General features: G+C 41.9%; 16 protein-coding genes. 5 read left to right on the top strand and 11 right to left on the bottom strand.

Going from position 1 to position 18,583, the window contains the following annotated elements:
* Positions 1 to 23 precede the first annotated feature (23 nt).
* From F0226_RS10310 to F0226_RS10290, 5 genes are all read right to left on the bottom strand, one after another.
* A complete protein-coding gene (locus tag F0226_RS10310) occupies positions 24 to 863 on the bottom strand; it encodes an energy-coupling factor transporter transmembrane component T (protein ID WP_171735552.1) in 840 nt (279 codons plus the stop codon).
* The gene (locus F0226_RS10305; RefSeq protein ID WP_171735551.1) at positions 860 to 2,554 is read right to left on the bottom strand and encodes an ABC transporter ATP-binding protein; all 1,695 of its coding nucleotides are present in this window, start codon (positions 2,552 to 2,554) and stop codon (positions 860 to 862) included. The genes F0226_RS10310 and F0226_RS10305 overlap by 4 nt, the downstream gene beginning before the upstream one ends.
* Positions 2,555 to 2,560: 6 nt before the next feature.
* Positions 2,561 to 3,109, bottom strand: a complete 549-nt coding sequence (locus F0226_RS10300; RefSeq protein ID WP_171735550.1) for an ECF-type riboflavin transporter substrate-binding protein — start codon at positions 3,107 to 3,109, stop codon at positions 2,561 to 2,563.
* Between the two features lie 268 nt (positions 3,110 to 3,377).
* Complete coding sequence (locus F0226_RS10295; protein WP_171735549.1) at positions 3,378 to 4,508, bottom strand: HlyD family secretion protein; 1,131 nt, start codon at positions 4,506 to 4,508, stop codon at positions 3,378 to 3,380.
* Positions 4,508 to 4,921: a DUF3302 domain-containing protein gene (locus F0226_RS10290; protein ID WP_171735548.1), complete on the bottom strand. Its 414-nt coding sequence runs from the start codon at positions 4,919 to 4,921 to the stop codon at positions 4,508 to 4,510. Before F0226_RS10290 ends, F0226_RS10295 begins: the two co-directional genes overlap by 1 nt.
* A gap of 106 nt (positions 4,922 to 5,027) precedes the next feature.
* Here F0226_RS10290 and F0226_RS10285 point away from each other — a divergent pair, with 106 nt between their 5' ends.
* On the top strand, positions 5,028 to 5,219 hold the full coding sequence (locus tag F0226_RS10285) for a hypothetical protein (protein WP_171735547.1): 192 nt from the start codon (positions 5,028 to 5,030) through the stop codon (positions 5,217 to 5,219).
* On the opposite strand, the gene F0226_RS10280 is transcribed toward F0226_RS10285, so the two are convergent.
* The 4 genes from F0226_RS10280 to deoD all read right to left on the bottom strand — a co-directional run bounded on the left by F0226_RS10280 (position 5,220) and on the right by deoD (position 10,724).
* Positions 5,220 to 6,800 (bottom strand): diguanylate cyclase, encoded by a 1,581-nt coding sequence (locus F0226_RS10280; RefSeq protein ID WP_171735546.1) that lies wholly within the window; start codon positions 6,798 to 6,800, stop codon positions 5,220 to 5,222. It lies immediately after the preceding gene.
* Entirely contained in the window at positions 6,781 to 8,268 is a 1,488-nt protein-coding gene (locus tag F0226_RS10275; RefSeq protein ID WP_171735545.1) for a hypothetical protein, read from the bottom strand. The genes F0226_RS10280 and F0226_RS10275 overlap by 20 nt, the downstream gene beginning before the upstream one ends.
* A gap of 188 nt (positions 8,269 to 8,456) precedes the next feature.
* Positions 8,457 to 9,926, bottom strand: coding sequence for an IS1 family transposase (locus F0226_RS10270; protein WP_171735544.1), 1,470 nt, complete (start codon positions 9,924 to 9,926; stop codon positions 8,457 to 8,459).
* A gap of 87 nt (positions 9,927 to 10,013) precedes the next feature.
* The gene (gene deoD / locus F0226_RS10265) at positions 10,014 to 10,724 is read right to left on the bottom strand and encodes a purine-nucleoside phosphorylase (RefSeq protein WP_171735543.1); all 711 of its coding nucleotides are present in this window, start codon (positions 10,722 to 10,724) and stop codon (positions 10,014 to 10,016) included.
* Positions 10,725 to 11,156: 432 nt separating this feature from the next.
* Between deoD and F0226_RS10260 the strand changes: the two genes are divergently transcribed.
* Positions 11,157 to 12,101, top strand: coding sequence for a L,D-transpeptidase family protein (locus F0226_RS10260; RefSeq protein ID WP_171735542.1), 945 nt, complete (start codon positions 11,157 to 11,159; stop codon positions 12,099 to 12,101).
* A 108-nt stretch (positions 12,102 to 12,209) separates the two neighbouring features.
* On the opposite strand, the gene F0226_RS10255 is transcribed toward F0226_RS10260, so the two are convergent.
* On the bottom strand, positions 12,210 to 12,476 hold the full coding sequence (locus F0226_RS10255) for an Lpp/OprI family alanine-zipper lipoprotein (protein ID WP_137371940.1): 267 nt from the start codon (positions 12,474 to 12,476) through the stop codon (positions 12,210 to 12,212).
* 423 nt (positions 12,477 to 12,899) lie between these two features.
* Between F0226_RS10255 and F0226_RS10250 the strand changes: the two genes are divergently transcribed.
* The 3 genes from F0226_RS10250 to F0226_RS10240 all read left to right on the top strand — a co-directional run bounded on the left by F0226_RS10250 (position 12,900) and on the right by F0226_RS10240 (position 16,780).
* Positions 12,900 to 14,231 carry a DEAD/DEAH box helicase gene (locus F0226_RS10250; protein ID WP_171735541.1) on the top strand — a complete coding sequence of 444 codons (1,332 nt, stop codon included), beginning with the start codon at positions 12,900 to 12,902 and terminating at the stop codon, positions 14,229 to 14,231.
* A gap of 541 nt (positions 14,232 to 14,772) precedes the next feature.
* Positions 14,773 to 15,447, top strand: coding sequence for a response regulator (locus F0226_RS10245; RefSeq protein ID WP_171735540.1), 675 nt, complete (start codon positions 14,773 to 14,775; stop codon positions 15,445 to 15,447).
* Complete coding sequence (locus tag F0226_RS10240; protein ID WP_171735539.1) at positions 15,431 to 16,780, top strand: HAMP domain-containing sensor histidine kinase; 1,350 nt, start codon at positions 15,431 to 15,433, stop codon at positions 16,778 to 16,780. The genes F0226_RS10245 and F0226_RS10240 overlap by 17 nt, the downstream gene beginning before the upstream one ends.
* Positions 16,781 to 16,900: 120 nt before the next feature.
* Here the strand turns inward: F0226_RS10240 and nagE are convergent, their stop codons facing one another.
* Positions 16,901 to 18,379, bottom strand: a complete 1,479-nt coding sequence (gene nagE / locus F0226_RS10235; RefSeq protein WP_171735538.1) for an N-acetylglucosamine-specific PTS transporter subunit IIBC — start codon at positions 18,377 to 18,379, stop codon at positions 16,901 to 16,903.
* Positions 18,380 to 18,583 lie beyond the last annotated feature (204 nt).

Genomic DNA, 18,583 nt, shown 5'->3' with positions numbered 1-18,583 from the left:
TTAACTCAAAATGGATACCAGACTCAAAACGGATACCAGAATAGTTGTTCTTCGAGTATTCGCTTTGTAATCGCAAGAACGACGATGATGGAAATAGTGATGAGTACAGCAAAGTCAATTCTCTTTAGAGGCGAGTAGCTGTACCAAGTCCGAGACTTATGCCTGCCGAATCCACGTAAAGTCATCGCATTTGATATTTCATCAGCTCTGTCTAAACTCGAAAAAATCAGTGGTCCTAGTATCTTCGCCACGTTTTGAATTCGAGTAATTAATGATGCCTTTTTCGATAGATCGACACCTCGTGCTTGCTGAGCATGCATGATATTTACAAAGTCTTTTTTTACTTCAGGTAAATAACGCAGTGTAAGGCTTACTGCGTAAGCAATCTTGTAAGGCACACCAATACGGTTCAAGCTCGCTGAAAACTCAGTAGGATGCGTTGTGAATACAAATATGAGCGCGATAGGGAACATGCTCATGTATTTCAACGTCACGGTTATCAGATAAAATAGAGTCTCTTGGCTTAATGAATAACCTCCCGGTAAAGTCAGTAGGATATGTTCACTGCCAATAAACTCAGGCCCTTGCTGAGGGGCAAGTAAATACATGAACAAAGCATTGAGCAGTAATACACTGGCTGTACCTATAAGCAGAGGCTTATAAACACGCACAGGCACTTGTGTCATTTTGAGCAGGAACAAGCCTGTGAATATCAGAGTAAGGATGAGCCTGATATCAAATGTGGTTAATACGACTGTCACCCATGCAAGGAAAAGAGCGAACTTAGTGATGCCATTAAGTGCGTGCAGTGGTGATTGAGTATCGATGTAATTGATACCAAATTTCACTTTTGATGCATTCATAATGAACCTCGTTCATAGTCAATAAAATGCTGCATGAATGCATTGGTCTCTTCAATTTTCATCTTACTTGCAAGCTCATAAATACTTGTGGTGCACAGGTTGGCCCTTTCTAGTAAAGATGTCTGGCTAAATACTTCAGTCATAGGCGCATTAGCGATCAGCTTACTATCTGCAATAACAATCGAGCGGGTTGTGTATTCAAGGACTAAGTGCATGTCATGAGAGATGATGACAACCGTAATTCCAAGCTCATTATTCAATTTCTGGATGAAATTCAACATAGAGGTGTAGTTACGGTAATCTTGCCCTGAAGTCGGTTCATCGAGAATCAGAAGTTCTGGTTCTAGCACTAAAATAGAGGCAATAGTGACTCGTTTCTTTTGCCCATAACTCAAAGCCTCAATTGGCCAGTTTTTGTATTTACTCAACCCACAAAGCTCTAGAACAGACTCAACTTTGCTCTTAACTTCAGACTCGTCTACGTCGCGATTGCGTAAACCAAATGCTACCTCATCAAAAATCATGTGATGTGAGATCATATGGTTTGGGTTCTGCATGACCACGCCTACTTTTTGGCTTCTCTCAAAAATAGACATTTGAGAAAGTTCTTCGCCATTTAAGTAAGAAGAGCCAGAGTCTGGCTCGATAACGCCCATGATAATCTTAGTGATCGTAGATTTGCCCGATCCATTTTTGCCTAAGATAGAGACAAATTCACCTTTGCCAATTTTGAAACTTACGTCTTCAAGCGCATTCTTTTCGCCATCATACGAATAAGTTAAGCCATGAACTTCGAGAAGAGTGGGGCAGTTTTGAGCTGGCTCGACACTTGGTCTTTGATCAAACCATGTTTGAATGCTTGGTCGGAATTTTTTGAAATCAAGTTGTTCGAATACCGACAGTTTATCTTCTTTAGTCAAAGGAGCGTTCGCGGCTTTAAGCGTAGAAAGATACAGCGGTTCACGGATACCGTGAATATCGAGTAAACCAGAAGCTAGGATTTCATCAGGTGTTGTGTCAGCGATGATTTCGCCACGTTCCATCAGAATTACGCGGTCTACATGTTTATGTAAAACATCTTCAAGACGGTGCTCAATAATAATGATGGTTTTATGAGTTTCTTGGTGTAGCTGATCAATAATCTCGATAGTAGCTTTGCTGGTTTTAGGATCTAAACTCGCAAGGGGTTCATCAAACAGCAGAACATCCACATCATCAACCAAAATACCTGCTAGGGATACTCGCTGCTTTTGACCACCAGATAAGTCGTGTGGTGAACGATCTAACATGGTTTCAAGGTCGACCATTTTTGCCGTTGATTTCACTAGAGGATACATATCAATGTTAGACATCAGCTGGTTTTCTAACGCAAAAGCAATGTCTTCACCAATGCTCAGCCCAACAAACTGGCTGTCAGTGTCTTGCAATACTGTGCCAACTTGCTCGGTATAATCATGCATATCAAACGTAGATGAGTCTTGACCGTTGATATGCAATGATCCCGATGTTTCCCCTTTAATTGCATGAGGAACTAGACCGTTTAGGCACTGCCCTAGGGTAGATTTCCCACTACCACTAGGACCAATAATGACGATTTTCTCTCCTTTCTCTATCCTTAGATCGATATTTTTTAGCGTCGGTTTATCCAGCGACTCATATCTAAAAGAGAAGTTCGAAAATGCTATAGTCATTATCGCTTATGCCTCAGTAAGGTTGCGGCTTTGCTTATTGCGTTTAGCTACGGATTTTAAAATCAAGTAGCCAACAACAGCGATCAATACTGTATTACCAGCGGCAATAATTGATAATTGAGTGAAGACTTTGGTGAACGGTTCTGCGTAAAGGATAGTATCTAAGAATGCTGAGCAGCCGTAACCAACCACATTACCCGCCAGTGCGAGTAACACAAAAAGAGCAAAATCTTTCATCGGAAGTTCACCTTGTTGTAGGCGATTTTTCGTCATGGTCGGGAATAATCCAATAACCATTCCGACAATACCTGAACCAAGCACCCAAGTAAGCCAAACGCCCCAGCCTGCGAACAAATCTGTTACCCAGTGGCCAATAAAGCCAACTAAAAAACCAACGATTGGACCGAACAGTACTGAGAATAATGCTAATACAGCCATGGCTGGCTTAAGTGTAGTATTGGCAAAAACAGGCACGCCAAACATTGGTAAACCACCAATGCCGTATAGAGCGGCGCCGATCGCAATCACGACGACAGTTTTAGCTGAAAAGTTCATGGATAACCTCAAATACAAAAAGATAAATGCTTTAAAGAGCCTAATAATTGCCGTTATTGGTAAATCTCTAAACAAGCTGATTTTTTAGGCAAATATCAAAAATAAGGCGCGCAGTATACAGGAGAACAGGTCTCTTGGGAAAGCTAAGTGTCTGGATGTCTAAAATTCATTCAGCGCATGGATGGGTAGTTTTCAGGGGAAGGGAAAAACAAAGCCAGAGCATTAACGCTCTGGCTTAATCTTTATTTTATACTTTTAAATCAATTGATTAATGATCTAAGTACAAGAAGTTTTGCCAGCTTTTCATTCGAATAAGAACCTTACGCATGATCGAAACGTGCGTAAAACTGTCTGAATAAACGGCAACTTCCACGGCTGTACCCAGTGGTAAATGGTACTCAGACAGATCATCAGTAATCGTCAGTTTTGCAAATACACGACCATTAGTTCTCAGTGCATCAGTACCTAGCAGGGTACCCCTAGCTTGGAATTGGCTTTCGCCTATTGCTGGAATTACTTCTTCAATACGACCTTTAAAGACTTTTCCAGGCAGAGCGCGGAATAAGAACTCAGCTTCAAACCCAGGCTGTAAGCGTTGCAGTGAATTTTGTCTAAATGCCGCCGTATAGAACTGAGCTTCTGTATGAACAAATGTCATGACAGGGGCTAGTGGTAGAGGCACTGCCATGACACCCGGTCGTAAAGCCAATTGTGTCACGTAGCCATCGGTAGGGGCTCTCACTACGGTTTGGTCAAGGTTAAACTCTGCAACACGTAAGTCTGCAAGCAAACCTGCAACGGCGGTGTTCTCACCTCCAATTTCAGAGTTGAGTGCAATTTGTGCCTGTTGTTGATTCGCTTCTGCGACTTTTAACGCGGCTTCTGCTGCTTTATAAGCTTGCCTTGTTGTATCGAGTTGTTGCTCAGTGAAAGCGCCACTTTTGAAGCCTCTTTCGTAACGAGAGAATTCACGTTGAGCTTTATCTCTTTCTGCAATGGCTTTGATTTTAGCGGCTTCAGCTTCTCCGACTTGTGATTCAAGCCCTAGTGCTCCTTGGCTCGCTTCTTTTACTTTAGCTTGTAACTTAGCAACCTCAGCTTCAAAAGGGATTGGGTCAATGCGGAATAGAATATCACCTTGTTTTAATGGCTTATTCGCTTCTACGGGCACTTCAATTACTTTGCCACGAACACCTGAAACAATTGGAGTTGTTGAGTAGACTTGGTTACCAATCTGAGTGAACGGGTGGTTGTAGTTCATCAGAAGAATCAGAGTACCAATTAAAACAACCCCACCAAGTACAGCTGTTGGGACCGTCCATTTATTCAGAGGGATCTTAAACACTTTGAAAATGGTGATACAAAGTGCTGCATAAGTCATTATCAGCAGTAAATCCATTACTTCACCTCCTGATTTTGAGCATCAGTTGAATTTTGCGATGTTGTTTGTTGCTCGGAAGTTGAGTTGGTTTGAGCAGTAGGCTGCTTTAATTGTGCAACTTCTTGTTGAAGTGAAGCAACTTGATCAATCAGAGTGTCGACACGGTGGTGAATATCATGTTGCTCTTCTGCAAGTTTTGCGAACCCCCAGCCTCTGTCTTTGCGCCAGAGTGTTGCCCATATCCATAAAAATGGCCAGATTGCGTGCAAAGTGAAAAGACTCACCCAGCCGGAGACATGAATCGCATCTTGATGTGGGTGGTCGCGCTCTTTGGCAATTTCATAGGGAATATCGTGAATAACGATGATTCCATAAAAGATGACTAACGCGACAAATATGAGTAAGCCAAGGGCAAAGTAGTCTAAAAACATAACGGGTCCTTGTTAATTTCTAAGAGTCTGAATTTATCTTACACTAGGCTGTAAGTATTTGTTATAAAAAATAAAACCTTTATAGAGTATTTTGTTTTAACATTGAGTGGTAGTAGAAGTAGAAGTAGAAGTAGAAGTAGAAGTAGAAGTAGAAGTAGAAGTAGAAGTAGAAGTAGAAGTAGAAGTAGAAGTAGAAGTAGAAGTAGAAGTAGAAGGGCATAAAAAAGGAAGAGCTCATCAATGTGAGCTCTTTATCATGTTGCTGTATTTTAGTTTTTCTGCGGAAATAGCAAATTAGCTACTCAGTACATACTTGGTTACGACCATTAGCCTTTGCTCGGTATAACGCTTTATCTGCTCGATAGAAAGTACGTTGAGTATTCTCTCCATCACGGTGTAGCGTGATACCAATACTGACTGTTAATCCACGCTCTCCAAGTATTTCTCTCCAACCATATTGGAATATACGCTCTCGATAGTTTTCCGCGTGAAGTTCAGCTTTCGCTAAATCTGAGTTTTCTAAAATTACCAAGAATTCTTCACCACCAAAACGAACACAAGATGCCCCTCTAAACTTGAAGTAAGAGGCTAGTTCATGTGAAACGCTCACAATGGCTTTATCACCGACTAAATGGCTTAACTCATCGTTAATTGATTTGAAATGGTCAATGTCGACAACTAACAGAGCAAATGGTGTTTCATGCAGCAGTAAATCTTTCAGTTTTACATCTAACCAACGGCGGTTATGTAAGTTGGTTAGCGGATCGGTAAACACATCTTGCTGCAGCTGAGCTACGGTGTTTTTATGCTGCTCAGTGGTTTCCTTTAATTCTTTATTTTCTTGTTCTGAAAGTATCAATTTTAATTGCAGTTCAAAGCGGGATAAGCGACGTAGTTGGCTTGCTCCCAATTCACTAATTGGAATCTGCTTCATTAAGTCCGTTTCAATGCGGTAGCCTTTTTTCTCATAACTCAATGCTTCTTTGAAACGACCTTGAGTCATACACACGGAACTTAGTGAGTCATAAAACCTTTTCGCTAAAACAGGCGATGAATAAAGTTTGATTCGTTTGTGGGTGGTTGCAAGGATCATACTCGCAATGTGCTCTTTACCTATCGAATTTAAGTTATGAGCGACCTCTAAACGAATCATAGTCGCTAACCAACTTGCTTGGATATTGGTTGAGGAGTACTGAACTTTTGAAAGGCACAAAAGAGCTTCGTTATACTCTTTTTTAGCGCGTAAAATTTTAGCGCAATACAGCAATATTTGTGCGGTTAGTCGCTTGTCACTGACTAAGATACTCAGTTCTTCACATTCACGTAAAAGGTCATTTGCTGCTGTAATTCGGTTGAGTAAAATCAGGCTTGCGACCATGTGTAATTTAAAGCGAAGCCTTAGTGAACGGCTGCTAATAGCATGGTCAATACTTTCGATCTTTTGGTAATAACGTAAAGCACGGTTATGATCGCCATATGCGTCACACAGGTTACCCATTCCGATAATAGCCATCACGTATTCATCAATATAGCCGTGCTCTACTGAAATAGTGGAGGAGCTGACAAATTCGTTGAGTGCTGCAGTGTAGTCGCCGATTTCAACTAAACGCTCACTTAGGCTGGATTTGACCGTTAAAATATCTTCAACATCACGTGGTAAAGAAAGCAGGTCGAGTGCAAGGCGCAGTTCATCAATACTGATCTGGTTCTGCTTGAGCTCAGCTCTATATTCTGAGCTGATGATATAACAGTGGGCGCGTTCTTGAGGTGTCGTCGAAATATGAAGACGGATATGATTCCAAAAAATAATGGCTTCTTCACCAGAAACGGATGAAGGATCAAGCCCGGCATCAGTGATTTTACTTAGTAGCGTTTCCATCAGTCTCTACCTTTTCTGGGGTTTCTTCCAATTGCTCAAGAGTGAACGGGAACGTTAAAATGTCATTGAGGCTAATGGTTGGTCTCTTACCTTTTAGTCCGCGTCTGTGCCATGGGTACATATCAAGCATAGCTTTGAGTGTATTGAACACTTGCTCTGCATCCTCCCCTTTTTCAGAAAGCATCAGAGCAACTCGTTCTGTACTCAAGCGTGAGATGAGGTCATTTTGATTGCATATCGCGTGGGCGAGCTCAGTACATACTTCGAGGTAATCTGGGTCTACGTGCTGAAACATGATAACTGCATGTTTAGAGTGCTTAAGTTCTGTTTTATACAGAACCAGTTTTTCCCACCAGTAGGTTTCTGAAACTACATGTGAGAAGTGTTTTTCTGGATCATATTCATGCTGACCACGAATACGATTTATGAGCTTTCTTGCTCTTTGTTCCAATTGGCGTTTTGAGCTGCGAGCTTTATCTAAACCTACTCGTGTGGTTTGTTCTCGAAGCATGTCAATTGAATGCTTACGATATTTTTTGAAAGCGATTAGTGAGGCTTCATAGTCGCCATTTTCTTCTGAAACGAGAGATTGCTGAAAGCAAATTTGGCTGAGTAATTCGCCATTATCGAATGAACCTGCAGACTGTTCAGCTAACACTAATAAATCGGCAGCTTCTTCAGGTTTCTTTCTTAGCAGCTGTAGCCTTGCTCGGCTAATGTATGAGTGGGCTTTCATCCACGTCAGATTATGTTTTATTGCGAGACCGTGTGCTTTTTCCGTCGCTTTTTCAGCGTCGTCTAAGCGTTCCAACCCCAGAAGCGCTAACCCTCTAAAATCCCAAACTTCTGCATGCCAGGTATTGTCGTGGTGATCTTGTAATGCTTCTTCAGCACCATCAAGTACAGAAAGCATTTCCACATAGTTACTAAGAAGGTAGTAATCCCATGCAAGCAGTATTCTTGCTTTTCCTTCAAGCCAGCCAATTCGGCTACTGTTTGCTACCTTGACCGCGAGCTGGTGGGTCGAGCAAGCCAATTTATATTCATGGGTAATTCGCCAAATATTACCAAGACCAATCAAGCATTCAATTTGAATTTCTATTTCATCAACGAGGGCAGATTGTTCTAATGCATTTATCCAGTATTGCTGGGCAGAGTAGTATTTAGCTTGTCCCCAAAACTGGAGAGCATGAAGGTGTAGGATTTCAGGAAGGAATATGTCGGTATCAAGTCGGTTTTGGCGAGAATAGGCTTCTTTGATATCTTTTAAGCCTTTTCGATAATCCATTAAGTTCCAGTGGCAACGCGACATGATCATTAATGCCTGTATCGCCCCCTTTTCAAACAGCATCTGTTCAGCTCTCACTAAGCATTGTTGTGAGAGTTCTAAGATGGCTTGAGGCTCAGAATCTGCACGACTCTTGAGTTGCTCCAATTCTGTTTCAAGAAGGTACTGGTGTTTGTCCAAGGCGTATATCCATAATTACCGAACGTATTGATAACACGATCATTATAAGAGCATGATATAGGATAAGCACGAATTATCTTCAATAGAAAGTTTATGAGACGCATATCTTTATAATTAATTCGCGTTAGCTCATATTCTAGTGATTATTATCCTATGGTCTATCCACCACATCTTATCAATTAGCTGTGTTATGAGAGTAACTGCTTTAGCGTCAGAGGGTGATCTGTTACGCCAAGGCGTTGAGCGGCTGTTGCCCCATGCTTATCTTGGTAGCATAGATTGTGCCAAGCTCTGAATATATCTAGAAGAGGAAGGATGCCACCTGGTCTCAGTTTACGTCTAGGTTCATTAATGAAGCTATCAAATAACAGCTGAAAGCGTTGCTGATAAAATTCGGTATGTTTAATTGTTGCTTCGTTAAACCATTGTTTAGGCTCTGAATTTTTTCCAGCTAGGTAACAAATGCCTTTTTGGCTTGTTTCTTGGTTTGCTATTGCCCAACGATCTCGCCACCAACTCATGTGGACGATGTCGATTTTCTCAAATCCTTCATTATCATCCCATGTTTGATCTTCTTCTACATACATTAAGTCAATATTTTGGCTTTGAATACGCGGCAAGCAGACGCTAAGTGCGGCAGATCTTAGTAGAGGATCTTGTGGCAAATAGATTGAAACATGTTTGTCTTCTTTACACATATCTAGCACATGTAAAAAATGCGCATAAGAAGTGTAAGGAGGACGAATTAGTGCACCTTTAGAAGGGTAGGTGAAAGTAGTTAAGTTCCCCATTGGGTCTTCAACATTGCCACGAGCAAGAATGGTTTGGTATTGCTGCTCGATACGTTCACGTAAATTTTCTGAAGGTTTTGGCGTTTCGACATTCGCTTCTGATGTATGGTCACGAGAGACAAATCGTGAAGCTGCGTCGTATGGGTTGTGATCAACACCACCAATTGGTTCTTCTGAATGAGAGTAGTTCACATGCTGGCATAAAATGTACCCAGAATGCGCTTCTCCTGTCGCGATCCACACAACACCATTGTTGCTGTTTGGCTGTAAACGTTGGTAATGCGAAGCAAATTGGTAATCTTTTGCATGATTCACCCAGCGAGCATCGATCATTGCTAATTTTCTACGGCAACGGCTCGCGATATGATCCACATGGTCATAAAACGTTTTTGGATTGATCTCTAACTTGCGGCAAATTTCACGTACAGAATAGCCCATGAACAGTAAGCCCATGAGGTTTTCTTGAAATTGAAGTTTTTTATTGGATCCTGACCATTTATCAACAAATGTTGATTGGCAGCATTTGCAGCGATAACGCTGGCGATCACCACTATAACCAAAAGCATGGTATAGGTGTTTATGGGTGTGTACGGAAAGCCCAAAACTCTCGCAGTCATTGTTGCGACAGGCTGGCAATCCATCACTATGAAGCTGACGTAAACGATGTAACTCGTTTAGTACTTCACGGTTGTTAAGTAAGGGGGGGAACGCACCACATTCACGACAAACCATCGCTGGACGCTTAGGGTTCGCATGTTGCAAAACATAACGTTTTGCATCGCTCAAGCCAAAGTTGTTACACGCCAATGTTTTACAAAAGTTGAGTTGTAAACCATCTGCATCTTTTGGCAGCTCGCCGTTAGACACGATCGCCCCCTCGGGATTATCTGGGCAGCTAAGCGAACTTAGCTGCTGGGTATTTCTTTTCAATTAACTATTACTATCAATAATTAATTAGATGTTGATTGCAGTTTCTAGTGCAACTTTCATCATGTCGTTGAACGACTTTTGACGTTCTTCAGAACTTAGTTTTTCGCCACGGATGATGTGGTCAGAAACCGTTAGGATAGTCAGTGCTTTAGCGCCTAGATCTGCAGCTACGCCGTAGATGCCAGCAGCTTCCATATCAACACCTAGGATGCCTAGTTTTTCCATTTTGCCGAATAAATCAGCTTCAGGAGTGTAGAAAAGGTCAGCAGAGAATACGTTACCTACTTTTACAGGAACTTCTTGTGAACGAGCTTGTTTTACTGCTTCTTCAAGAAGACCGTAATCAGCAATTGCCGCGAAATCGTGGTTGTTGAAACGAATACGGTTTACTTTAGAGTCAGTAGATGCACCCATACCGATAACAACGTCCATCAATTTAACGTCTTCACGTACAGCACCACAGCTACCTACACGGATAACGTTTTTCACGCCAAACTCAGCGATAAGTTCGTGTACATAGATGCAGCATGATGGGATACCCATGCCGTGACCCATAACAGAAACTTTTTTGCCTTTGTAAGTGCCGGTGTAACCGAACATGTTACGAACATCACAAACTTGCTTTACATCATCAAGAAACGTTTCTGCAATGTATTTTGCGCGAAGCGGGTCACCTGGCATTAGAACAGTTTCCGCGAAATCACCAAGTTGTGCATTAATGTGAGGGGTAGCCATTGTCGTTCTCCAAAGTTTAAACGGTAATTTACGGAACAGGTTTGTAAATTACCAATTCTGTTGAATTGAATTCGTTCTGTTGAGGCAATATTAGCGAGTTAAACAAAGGTTCCTTGAGAGCTTTGTCACAGAATGAGTTCAGCTATTGAATTTCATAAGTGTTGATAACTAAATGTGTTGAAACTTTATGGGCAATCGTTTTTGTTGTCCATTATCTTTATTTTAGACCGTCTATGAGTGCATATGATGACGCTTTAATGACCGAAAAAGTCTATCTTTAGCGTAGAAGAATGGAAAAAGTACGTGACTATTTGATTGTGATTAAAGTGAAATCGATCGTAAATTGAGCATGAAGCATGGTTATCAATCATTAAGGTTGTTGCAGCTTATAAACATAGATAATCTAAACTCTAAATATAGAGCTATTTAGGAATGACTATGCCTTGCGAGTCTAAGCGACCAATATTCAAAAATATCAAAGGGAAATTGAAAGTTCTGACTCTCGCTTTAGGGCTGTGTTCTTCTCACTTGTCTGCCGCAACTTTTCAATTACCAACCGATGAAAGCCGAGTGGTAGGGCGAATTCAATTACACGAAGTCGTGAAAGGTGAAACGCTCGCTGAAATAGCTAAAAATTATGATGTTGGGTTCTTGTCATTAATGGCGGCGAATAAAGGGATTGATCCTTTTCTCCCGAATGAAGGGCATGTGTTAAGTATCCCTACTCGATTCATCCTGCCCAATACCGTTCGTGAAGGTATTGTCATTAACCTTGCCGAACTTCGCTTGTACTATTTTGATGCTGATAAAAGCCAAGTGCATGTGTTTCCCGTTGGAATAGGAAGAGTTGGGCGCGATACGCCTGAAATGACAACGAAAATAAGCCAAAAGAGGCCGAACCCAACCTGGACGCCTCCTAAATCTATTCGAGCTGAATATCTAGAGAAAGGAATAGAACTTCCTCCGGTTGTGCCTGCTGGTCCGGAAAATCCGTTGGGTCAATATGCTTTACGACTCGCCTATGGCGCGGGTGATTACCTTATCCATGGTACCAATAAAGACTTTGGGATCGGACTTCGAGTAAGCTCTGGTTGCATTAGAATGGAGCCAAAAGATATTGAATGGCTATTTGAAAAAGTAAATAAAGGCGAGAAAGTAACGATTATTAATGAGCCAATAAAGATTGCTCTGGAGCCTGATCGTAGCGTGTTCATTGAAGCACATGAACCGTTAACACGTAGTGACGGCTCACAAAAAGATTTGAATGTACCCATTGAATTAGAATGGTGGCTACAGGATGCTCAATTGTCTGACTCTAAAGCAAAATCCGTCATTTTTGCGCAAAATGGCGTTCCCGTTGAAATCGTTTCGCCCTAGTTAAATCCGGCTTCGAAGATCAACAGGCATAAAAAAGCCGTTTATCCTTGTATGGGTAAACGGCGATAGTCAGTAAAGTTAACGTCTATTGAGTGTCTTTTTACTTAACTACTTTGTGTATGACTGAGCAATATTATCAATACGCTCATTGGCACGAGCTGCTTCTTCTTGCGCTGCCATTGCTGAATCAGCGGCTTGTTTAGCTTTCATTTCTGCTGTCGACTGTTCATTTTTAAGCGCATTAACTTCGCTAGTTAGTTGAGCAACTTGGTTTTTAAGCTCATCCATGCCTGCCATTGCCGATTCATCGGGACCAGAAGAACAACCAGCAAGAATAAATACGGAAGCTGCAGCTGCGAATAACGTCTTGTTCATAAGAACTCCTTGTTTATATTAATATCAAAATGTGCGCCATATATTTCTAGCTATACAGTCGCTTCATTAATGATTGTAGCGATAAAAATTTTAAGCACCTAATTTACAAGTAGGAAAATGATAAATCTGTTCCTTTTTATCCAATATGGTGGTGGAAGTCTCATATTTGAGAGCCCATAAACAGACGTGTTTTTTTTCGCCGTTTATTTTTTCTTGAACATTTACGGATAGATTTTTTAATAGGCTGACAGGGGATTATTCTTTTCGGGTGACTTTGCTAAGTATTAACATAAGGCTGTAAACAAAAGGTTGGGGAAAGATACCGGATAAATTTTATGTGATCTCTATCCATTAGAAGTACTTTCGCGGTATCATGTCACGTTAAAATAATTTTGTATCAAATCACCAAGACTGGAGAGTCCTTTGCACTTTAAAGATTTAGGCTTAGATAATCGCTTACTGAAGAACTTAAAACATTACGACTTCAAGAAAGCGACAGAGATCCAACAACAAGCGATCCCTGTGGCTATTGCTGGTAAGGATCTATTGGCTTCATCAAAAACAGGATCGGGTAAAACGTTAGCATTCGTATTACCTATGATACATAAAGCATTAAAATCGAAAGCTTTTTCTGCACGTGATCCTCGTGGTGTAATTTTGGCCCCAACCCGTGAATTGGCTAAACAAGTTTACGGTGAACTTCGCAGCATGCTGGGTGGTTTGTCTTATGAAGCCGCTCTTATTCTTGGTGGTGAGAACTTTAACGATCAAGTTAAAGCGTTGCGTAAATACCCACGTTTTATCGTAGCAACGCCTGGACGTTTAGCGGATCACCTAGAGCATCGCTCTTTATTCTTAGATGGTGTCGATACACTGATTCTGGATGAAGCTGACCGTATGCTAGATCTGGGTTTTGCTCCTGAGCTTCGCCGTATCTCAAATGCAGCTAAACACCGTCGTCGTCAAACGTTAATGTTTTCAGCTACGCTAGATCATGCTGAAGTGAATGGCATTGCCGGTGAAATGTTAGATACGCCAAAGCGTATTTCAATTGGTGTTTCTAATGAAGAACACCGAGACATTACTCAAAAATTCTACCTATGTGATCACCTAGATCATAAAGAAGCAATTTTAGACCGCATTATTGAAGAAGCTGAATACCGTCAGGTAATGATTTTTACAGCGACTCGTGTGGATACTGATCGCCTAACTGAAAAGCTAAATGAGAAGAAGCTTAAAGCTGTCGCTCTGAGTGGTAATTTAAACCAAACTCAACGTAATGCGATCATGAGCCAATTTGAACGTGCTGTCTTTAAGATTCTTGTTACGACGGATGTTGCTTCGCGTGGTATTGATATTCCGAACGTGAGCCACGTTATCAACTTTGATATGCCAAAGCACACTGAAGAATATGTACACCGTGTAGGTCGTACTGGTCGTGCTGGTAACAAAGGTGATGCAATCTCTTTGGTTGGTCCTAAAGATTGGGATAGTTTCAAGCGTGTTGAAATGTACCTGCAGCAAGATCTTAGCTTCTCTGTTCTTGAAGGCTTGAAAGGTAAATTCAAAGGTATTAAGCCTCGCAAACCTGCTTTTGCTAAAGGCGGTCCTGTGAAGGATAAAGCTAAAGTTCAAGCGAAGAAAACACCGAAGAAACCGGTTAAACGCGATAAGAGCTTCCACAATAATGTGGCTGTGGGTGATACCGTATTTATTCCTAAGAAGAAAGTCGCTCCAAAAGTGGATGACGAGTAAATTTAGTGATTGGTTTAGGCAGGTTACTTAGTTAACAGTTTAAATCTATAGGAAGACGTGCACAGTTTTATGTGGCGAATTCTACTCATTGGAACGGTCCTATCTTAGGGCCGTTTTTTGTTCGTGTAATATCGATCTTCCAGTGTTCCAGCCTCACTCTCCCCATCTTCCCCATTGTTTATTCACGCTCCTCCTCTCAAAGTACAGTTATGTACGTCGTAGGTATATTGGAGTACACGCTTTACCATAAAACAGTTATTTACAGGCTTAATTATCTTAGAAATGTTGATTAATTATCGTTAATCATCTGAAAATGAAATCTAAATAAGAAGCACTGCATAATGCCAGTGAATATAAGGTGTTATTGTTTTTTTGTGATGAAAATTCAATCAAGCCATACAATAAAGCTCCGCTATTTTATTTAGACACGGTTTACCCCCTAAACCGTAACTGGCTCGCATTAGTCACGCGAGCCTCTCTTTTTTCTCTATCTCAGCCGCACCTTTACGATAAAATTATCCTTTAAATACGAGGGCATACAGTGAAAATACTGATCATCGAAGACGACACTACCACCAGAGAGTTTGTTGCAAAGGGACTGCAAGAGCATGGTTATGCAGTTGACCAAGCGGAAGATGGTAAGAAAGGCTTAATGATGGCCTTGAGCGCTGAATATCAATTGGTCGTCCTCGATAGAATGCTCCCTTATTTAGATGGCATGAAAGTGCTTTCGGCTATTAAAGCAACGCAGGAAGACTTACCTGTTCTTATATTGAGTGCGATGGACAGTGTGGAAGATAGAGTTGACGGGCTTCAAGCCGGTAGCGATGACTACTTAATTAAGCCATTTGCTTTGGCTGAATTACTTGCTCGTGTCGATATTATTATCCACCGTAACAACAAGCAGCCAGTGACCACGCACGCCTTGAGTTATGACTGCTTAGAGGTTGATCTACGCGCTCACCGTGTCGTATGTAATAAACAAGAACTTACCTTGCAGCCGAAAGAGTTTCAGCTCATTCAGTACTTTGTAGAACACAGTGAGCAGGTAGTCTCGAGAATGCGCTTGTTTGAGGCGATATGGAGCTACCACTTTGACCCTAAAACCAACGTGATTGATGTTCATGTCGCCAACTTAAGAAGAAAATTAGAAGAGGCTGGGTGTTCTGGGCTTTTGCATACAGTAAGAGGGGCTGGCTATGTCCTTCGTCGATGATTATGCACTGACCCGTTCATCGGTCTTCAAGACGTTAGTAGGTGTCTTTGTGTTAATCACGGTCGTGAATGTCATCGTAATACGGCAAGTTTATAAAGATTCAGATGCATTTCACCGTGAGCAATTGGTGAAACAACTTCAAGATGAGTCAGCAGAGTTTAGCTTTGTGGCGAAGCAGAGCAAAGAAGATGTTGAAAGGCTACTCGCCACAAAAAGAGCATCAGAAACCAGTTTTTACTATCGCTTAACTGAACGTTCAGAGCCAGTGTCTAATAACCCTACTTATCCCATTCGAACGTTACCTTCTAGCGTTGCAAATATCTTAGTCGGAGATACGCACCAGCTCGTGATAGGAATAGATCATCACGCGGTTGAAGCCTATCAAAAATCTCTAATTCCGATTGTCTTTTCGGGAATCATTCTTCCTGTAGCGGTGATGCTTATAGCTGCTTTGTTCTTTACCATATTGATTTTAAAACGTTTAGAACGAGTGAATCGTGCTATGAATCGTGTCTTATGCGGAGAGCGAGATGTGAAAATAGCGGTGTCGAAACAAGATGATGAGTTCGATATATTGGCTATTCACCTAAACTTCATGATTGAACAAATGGCAAAGAACGAAGCGTCACTTAAGTCACTGACGGTGGGTATGGCTCACGATATGCGAACGCCGATGGCTCGTTTAAAGCTACGCCTAGAAGAGATACTGTCTGATGAAAAGCTGACCGTTAAACAAAGCGATCAGCTCTCAGCTTGCCATGATGAGCTTGAACTTATTTTGTCGCTGTTCAATAGCATGTTAGAAATTGCAAAGTTGAATAGCGGACAAACAAAGTTGGCGACTGAAGCGGTTGATATAGGTCGAGTTGCCCATGATGCCATTGAGTTTATTAGCCCTATTGCAGACATGAAGCAGCAACGTTTAATTTGCCGTCAAGATCAGCCTTGTGAGGTTCAGGGAGATAAAAGTTTACTGTTTCGCGCGGTGTTTAATTTGATTGAGAATGCAGTGAAATACACGCCTGATCATGGAGATATTGAGGTGATAATTGATCACTTTGGCGTTGTGGTCGCAGACAATGGCATAGGGATCTCTGAGAGCGACAAAATGAGTGTGTGTCGCCCAATGTTTCGTGCGGATAAAAGCCGTACAGAACAAGGTAACGGGTTGGGCTTGTCTTTAGTCGATGCGGTGGTTAAACGACATAATGCTCACTTGATTCTACGTGATAATAACTCAGGCGCTAATCAACCAAACGGTGGTCGTTTATATGATGATAGCTTGTGTGATGGTAACTGCGGTTTGAGGGCAAGGATCTACTTTGAACGTTAGCGGGTTAATCCCATATAGCGTTTTTAACTTTTAACTCATGATCAAAAAGGCTCAACAAATTGATACTGCTGAGCCTTAATATTGAAATAGCATTCGCTAGGTCGCTAGGTCGCTAGGTCGCTAGTTTGGTAATGCAATCGCTGTTAAGTCTTGGCTTTCGGGGATCTGCTTCATTGCATGGGCAATTTCTTCAGCTTCCGTACCAACAATGACTTGCAAGTTATTAGCTCCAATTTTAACGACGCCCATAGCTCCAATCGCCTTTAGTGTCGCTTCATTGGCTAGAGTTGCATCTTTCAACGTAAGACGTAAGCGCGTAATGCATGAGTCGATACTGGTTAGATTGGCATGCCCACCCAAAGCTTTAAGATATTGCGCGGCTTTTTCGTTGGTGTTAACAGCATTAACCTGAACCGTTTCTTCAACTTCACGACCTGGTGTTTTAAGGTCGAACTTTACAATCGCGAAGCGGAATACAGAGTAGTAGATTGCAGAGAAGCACAACCCTTGCACAATCAGCATGTACGGTTTCATTGCCAATGGCAGGTTGTAGGACAGAACAAAGTCGATGAGACCACCGCTAAAGGTAAAGCCAGCAATCCATTGCATGCTTGCAGCAATGTATAGCGAGATCGCAGCTAAAAATGCATGAATCAGGTACAAAACAGGTGCCACGAACATGAAAGCAAACTCAATCGGCTCTGTTACACCGGTTAAAATTGCCGTAAGTGCAGAAGCCCCAAGAATACCGCCAATCTTCTTCTTGTTTTCCGGAAGTGCACAGTGGTACATCGCTAAACATGCAGCAGGAAGCCCGTAACCCATTACAGGGAAGAAACCACCTTGGTAGATTCCGGTAACGCCTAACTCGCCCGTACTAGACCAAAATTTTGAGATATCGTTTATGCCAACAAGGTCGAATAGGAACACTTGGTTAAGTGCATGGTGGAGACCAATAGGAATCAACAAGCGGTTAAAGAAGCCATAGATACCAGCACCTACTGCACCCATGTCTGAAATCGCGATTCCGAAATCAACCAACGCGCCGTATACGACTGGCCAGACGTAAACCATGATCAAACTGATAGAGATAGCAGCTAAAGAGGTCACAATTGGCACAAAACGTTTGCCGCCAAAGAAGCCGAGAGCGGCAGGGAGCTTAATGGTGTGGAAACGGTTATAGAGAGAAGCGGCCACTAAGCCCATCATAATACCAGTAAAGGCACTGACAGATGCTTTGGAAGCGATCACTTCCGAGCTGCTCATCTGATCAACGGGGACGCCCGTTATCTGCGAGATCACCGCAATGTTGCCAACGATCATCTCAACGATCAATAAGCCAAGCAAACCAGAAAGAGCCGCAGCACCGTTGCTGTCTTTGGCAAGCCCGTAAGCAACCCCCACCGCAAATAGCCAAGCTTGGTTGTCCATGATGCCTTTGCCACCATAAACCAAAATAGTCGCAAGGGCGCTGTTAGCTCCCCAGCCTGTTGGGTCGATAGCGTAGCCTAAACCAAGCATTAAGCCGCCAGCAGGCAGCACCGCAATTGGCACCATTAGCGCCTTACCGATTTTTTGTAGGTATCCTAATATATTCACCGTCAGTCCTCTTTGGATTTTAATTGTTATCAAAGAGCTTACTTGGGTAAGGATTAACAAAGGGTTGTGCTTAGATTAACAATTATTAATGTTACTTTAGGTTCACAGGGAACCAGCAATTAATGATGCTTAAGAGAAGAGAAGAGAAGAGAAGAGAAGAGAAGAGAAGAGAAGAGAAGAGAAGAGAAGAGAAGAGAAGCTGGC

Origin of the sequence: Vibrio sp. 99-70-13A1, from assembly GCF_013114625.1 — a bacterium.
In the GTDB taxonomy this organism is placed as follows: Bacteria; Pseudomonadota; Gammaproteobacteria; order Enterobacterales; family Vibrionaceae; genus Vibrio.
This window is presented reverse-complemented; position numbering and strand designations above follow the sequence as displayed.